The organism is Bacteroidales bacterium (genome assembly GCA_023229505.1).
GTDB lineage: Bacteria > Bacteroidota > Bacteroidia > Bacteroidales > JAGOPY01 > JAGOPY01.
The window spans coordinates 1-4,670 of the sequence record JALNZD010000085.1 but is presented as its reverse complement, the minus strand read 5'-3'; the positions used below and the strand labels follow the sequence as shown (position 1 = coordinate 4,670).

Genomic DNA, 4,670 nt, shown 5'->3' with positions numbered 1-4,670 from the left:
AATTCTTCTTTTGGAAAATTTCTCGTAGTCGAATAAATATTGGTTATAAGTTTAATACTGTTTTTCCATACTTCAAGATCTTTATGGGTTTTCATTATTCTTATTTTTAATTCCTTAGTCACCTAGTTACTCAGTTACCTAGTTACCATGTCACCATGTCACTGTTCCACCGTTACACTTTCCAGAGGTGACTGGGGGACTGGGGGACTGGGGGACTGGGTGAAAAGGTGAAACGGTGAAAAGGTGAAATGGTGAAAAGGTGAAATCGCTGTTCCACTGTCATGTGTTGTTGAGTTTTTGGTTTAGCGCTCGTATCAGGTTGACCAGCATTTTTCTTATGTATTTTATTTTTTCAGTATAGTTTTCAAGGTCTGTGAAGTAACCCAACCGAAAAGCAATTTCCATTTGTGTTTCAAGTTCCGATAATGAGCCATTAGAAATGTAAAGGAATTGTATAAACTCCCTGGTGTTTTTCCTGCCAGAACCTTCAGCAAGGTTTGAGGGAATAGACACAGCACATCGTCTGATCTGGTTTGCTAACTTTTCCATACCCTATCACCTTTTCACCTTTTCACCGTTCCACCATTCCAGAGTTTAAGCGTTTCTATATTTCATTTCATTATTTCCCAATGACCGGTTTTCTCTGATCCAGCTCGTTTTAATTTGTTTAGTTTCTTGAGTTTTTCAATTTCTCTTTGCACCGTTCTGCTTGTGATATTCAATAGTTTGGCGATTTGCGCTGCTGAAATTTGATCATTTTCAGCTATAAGGTTAAGAATTTTGTCTAACCTGTTATCTACGACATTATCTACGACATTATCTACGACATTATCTACGACATCATTGGTGACATTCCTGTTTTTAAGAAAGGTTATCTGAATTCCTCCAGCATACACCTCCATGATAGGTTCTGGTAATCTAGCTTGTTTACAGGCGTTTAGTATTTTCGCAATTCCCCGACCCCAAACCTCAATGTATCCGGCTTTGAAAAACAACTCGGCAATATTTCTATTAGCAGGGCGAGATGGATGTTTCTGCTTTAAAATTTCAACGGTGATATCCTCAGGTAACCTACCTGGATTCCAGAGTATTAACTTGTCGTTGTACACACTCATTTGGATGGGTGCACCTGTATAATCCTTATGCACAATGGCGTTGAGTATCGCTTCGCGCAAAGCCTCTTCGGGATACTCTAACTCTTCAATGCGCTGTAGCCCTTGATAACGAATAGGAGACACCAGGTATTTAGACCTCAGAATTTCAATCACCCTATCGGCCATGGTGAGTATGTTCCCCTCCACCACATCCTGAAAAAGCAGATCATGATCGGCTTCTCCGAACCTTCCAATTTTGAAGTACGCTGTCGTAAAGTGTTTTAAAGGATTCTTGCCAAATACAAGTAGCGCTGCATTCTTTGGCAGTTTGTTTTCGTTAAGTAGGTTTAGGTTCTGTAGAGTACCTTCAATATCGCCAGGATTCACATCTGGCGAAATCCTGTTACCAGCAAGTGCTTTACGCACAAAAAGATGAACGGTAAAAGTATCTATCTCTGTAATTGTTGCGCTTTCCGGACTAATTCCATCCCAGGTCCTACCCATCTTCCTGAGTAAAAAATCATGAAGAGCCGCCCCCTTGAGTTCCTGTTTGGTGCTACCGCTGCGATAGTAAAACACGCCATGATCGCCAACACCCACCACTCGCCCCTTATCGTCAAATCCAATCAGCAATTTGCCTCCATTAGCATTGGCAAAGCCGCAAATCCACTTAAGGTATTCATCGCGCCAAGTGGTCTTATACTCAATGTTTTGAGATTCGGTCATTTGTAGTTAGTATCAATTATCGTTCTACCCGTGAAACGGTGGAACGGTGAAACGGAAACGGTGAAAAGGTGAAATGGTGAAAAGGTGAAATCGCTGTTCCACTATTTCACTGTTCCACTGTTCCACTATCCTGTGCTGTTGAGTTTTTGGTTTAGCGCTCGTATCAGGTTGACCAGCATTTTTCTGACGTGCATGATCCGGTTGTTACAGGGTTCAGGATCAGTAATGTATCTCAATCTGAAGGCAATTTCAAGTTGGGTTTCCAATTCTGATAAAGAGCCGTTTGACACATAGAGGAATTGAATAAACTCCCTGGTATTTTTTCTTCCTGCCCCTTCCGCGATGTTTGACGGAATCGAAACGGCACATCTCCTGATCTGTGCTGAAAGCCCGTAAAGTTCCGAAGAAGGGAACTTTGATGTGATCTGATAAATCTCCGTAACAAATTCCATCGAAACCTTCCAAACCTCCAACTCCCTGTAACTTTTCAATTTTTCCATCTCACCTTTTCACCGTTTCACTGTATCACCTTTCCACTATTCCACCGTTCCACTTTCCAGAGGTGAAATGGTGATATTGTGAAACAGATTTTAGCAGTTCATGCGCTTTTTGCCAAAAGGGAACAAATTTTCACCAATTATTTTGGAAAATACTTATAAATGTCTTTTCTGGGCAGAATCCTGGCAAACTCAACTGTATCCCCTTCCTGAAATATTCCGACCCGATAGTTTTGTATCCTGATCCGATACGCTGTCGGATGCCCTTTTAGTTTTTTAATGTTCGGAATATTGTCAAGGGAATCGGAACTTTCAACCATTGAAATAATAACACCTAATTTTTGGGCAACTTTCTTGTTTTCTAACTTATCCAAATCCTTATAAAATGCACGAAGGAATTCTATTTGCATTTTTCTTCAATTTTCTTCAAGATAGTAGATTTTGAAACTTTCTGAGTCCGGTCCGCTTCAAGTAAAGCCCGCAACATAGCAATGTCTTCTCTTTCCTCATCATTGAGAGAAATAAATGAAAGCCCCATTTTCTCAACCAGTTTTCGTAACAGATCAATATCGGATTTATTTTTTGATGTGATTAGAATAGTTTCCATTGAGTTATGACATTTTGACAAAGATACTCAAAAAATGCAAAGTTTGAAACGGTGAAACGGTGACTGGTGACTGGGTGATAGATTTAATCGATAAACTCCTGGAATGGAATGCCGGATTGTCTGCTGATCGATTTTAGGGTTCCGACAGGTATTTCTTTTCTGGGTGCCGGGATGATGGAGGAAGGTAATTTCGTCATCAGAACCGGATATTTAATTCTCCGATCAGCGTATCTTCAATTTTTCGATAATTCCTGCGTGCCGGCTCATCTTCAAAGTATAAATCAAGCGCTTCTTTCAGATTTGATGCTGCTTCATCAATTGTACTCCCAAAACTTGATATTTCAACATTCAGGCACTGTGAAACATAATATTTGCCTTCTTTGTAAATAATATATTTGATTGTTTTCATCTCAGGGATCGTTATATTTGAATTTAAAGATAATGAAAATTAGTGATACGGTGGAACGGTGGAATGGTGAAAAGGTGAAATGGTGAAAAGGTGTGTTGGAATATCGCTGTTTCACTGTTTCACCTTTTCACCATTCCACTGCTCCACCTCACTCCTCGCGCCTCCAGAGTATCAGCGCGGCGGTGTTGCTGAGTTTCTTCCGGTAATTGACGAACTCTTCTGTCGGGAAAATGACATAGCGGATCCTCCGGTTGATCAGCTCTTCAGTCTTTCCGATGAGTTTCAGGAGAAATTCGCGGTTAATTTCATTACCGACAAAAATCAGGTCGATGATCTGGTTATCAATCCCCCGTGCGAAATCCCCGGTCACGTAAACTTCCTCAACATTTCCCAGTTTGGTGACGATACGGTCGATGATCTGGTCAAACCCGATGGTTTTGAGCAGGATGTTGTGGATGTCGTTAAACAACGGATGACCGGTGTTGGCACGGAAGACTTTCTTATTCCCTTTCACTTCCGATTTCAACAATCCTGCCAGCTCAAACTTGTTCAATTCGAGACGGATAGCGTTAGTGGATTCACCGAATTCCAATTCCAGGTTGCGTAAATGAGAACGCGAATTACGCGAATAATACGAATTAACGCGGTTAAGTTATCCGTGAAAATCCGCCGCATTCGCGGAGATCCGCGTTCTATTTAAAAAGGATTCTCAAGTGTGTTATTGGGATTGTCACGAAAATGGATTGCCCAACGGTGGAGATTTCAACTTTAACTTTTTGCTTGCCGGCTAACTGAAACAATTCCCCGAAAAGGCCTTTTAACGGACCTTTGATCACTTCAACCGACTGTCCGGGGAGGTATTGTTCCATATTTTCAGGCAGTGGATCGTCGGACGAAAGGAAGAATCTGACGGCTTCGATTTGTTGGGGAGGGATGGGAACAGCTTTTCCTTCGAAAGTAATATAACGCGCTACACCTGTAGTGTTGAGCACATCGAAATACCGGCTTTGAGGGATATTCACAAAGATATAGGAACGGAACAACGGCTCTTCGACCCATTTTTTCCGGTCGGACCACTGCTTCAGGGTACGCAATAGTGGCAAATAGGCGTCGATGCCTTGTCTGATAAGCTCAGTGTGGGCTTTTTTCTCAGCCCTGGGCAATGTATATACGGCGTACCAGTTCAAAGTTCAAAGTTCAAAGTTCAAAGTTGAGTCCCCTCCGAAAAGTCGGGGAGACGAATTTACAATATTTTAAAACATGTTTGTTTTTCATAGTTATAAACAATTGATTGTCAATAACTTAATGTAATTTGTATGATTTTTCTTTTTATCTTT

At 41.1% G+C, this 4,670-nt stretch carries 9 protein-coding genes; all 9 read right to left on the bottom strand.

The genetic code is table 11. The annotated features are described in order from the left end of the window. Window positions 1-279 precede the first annotated feature (279 nt). The 9 genes from M0Q51_17025 to M0Q51_16985 all read right to left on the bottom strand — a co-directional run bounded on the left by M0Q51_17025 (window position 280) and on the right by M0Q51_16985 (window position 4,520). Complete coding sequence (locus M0Q51_17025; protein ID MCK9401674.1) at window positions 280-549, bottom strand: four helix bundle protein; 270 nt, start codon at window positions 547-549, stop codon at window positions 280-282. Between the two features lie 62 nt (window positions 550-611). Beyond that, a complete protein-coding gene (locus tag M0Q51_17020) occupies window positions 612-1,820 on the bottom strand; it encodes a putative DNA binding domain-containing protein (protein ID MCK9401673.1) in 1,209 nt (402 codons plus the stop codon). A gap of 125 nt (window positions 1,821-1,945) precedes the next feature. Next, window positions 1,946-2,320, bottom strand: a complete 375-nt coding sequence (locus tag M0Q51_17015; protein ID MCK9401672.1) for a four helix bundle protein — start codon at window positions 2,318-2,320, stop codon at window positions 1,946-1,948. Window positions 2,321-2,457: 137 nt separating this feature from the next. After that, the gene (locus M0Q51_17010) at window positions 2,458-2,727 is read right to left on the bottom strand and encodes a hypothetical protein (GenBank protein ID MCK9401671.1); all 270 of its coding nucleotides are present in this window, start codon (window positions 2,725-2,727) and stop codon (window positions 2,458-2,460) included. Continuing rightward, window positions 2,718-2,924 carry a hypothetical protein gene (locus tag M0Q51_17005; protein MCK9401670.1) on the bottom strand — a complete coding sequence of 69 codons (207 nt, stop codon included), beginning with the start codon at window positions 2,922-2,924 and terminating at the stop codon, window positions 2,718-2,720. Before M0Q51_17005 ends, M0Q51_17010 begins: the two co-directional genes overlap by 10 nt. 83 nt (window positions 2,925-3,007) lie before the next feature. After that, entirely contained in the window at window positions 3,008-3,121 is a 114-nt protein-coding gene (locus M0Q51_17000; GenBank protein MCK9401669.1) for a type II toxin-antitoxin system HicA family toxin, read from the bottom strand. Then, the gene (locus tag M0Q51_16995) at window positions 3,121-3,333 is read right to left on the bottom strand and encodes a type II toxin-antitoxin system HicB family antitoxin (protein MCK9401668.1); all 213 of its coding nucleotides are present in this window, start codon (window positions 3,331-3,333) and stop codon (window positions 3,121-3,123) included. The genes M0Q51_17000 and M0Q51_16995 overlap by 1 nt, the downstream gene beginning before the upstream one ends. A gap of 148 nt (window positions 3,334-3,481) precedes the next feature. After that, complete coding sequence (locus M0Q51_16990; protein MCK9401667.1) at window positions 3,482-3,925, bottom strand: hypothetical protein; 444 nt, start codon at window positions 3,923-3,925, stop codon at window positions 3,482-3,484. A 100-nt stretch (window positions 3,926-4,025) separates the two neighbouring features. Continuing rightward, window positions 4,026-4,520 carry a UpxY family transcription antiterminator gene (locus M0Q51_16985; protein MCK9401666.1) on the bottom strand — a complete coding sequence of 165 codons (495 nt, stop codon included), beginning with the start codon at window positions 4,518-4,520 and terminating at the stop codon, window positions 4,026-4,028. Window positions 4,521-4,670 lie beyond the last annotated feature (150 nt).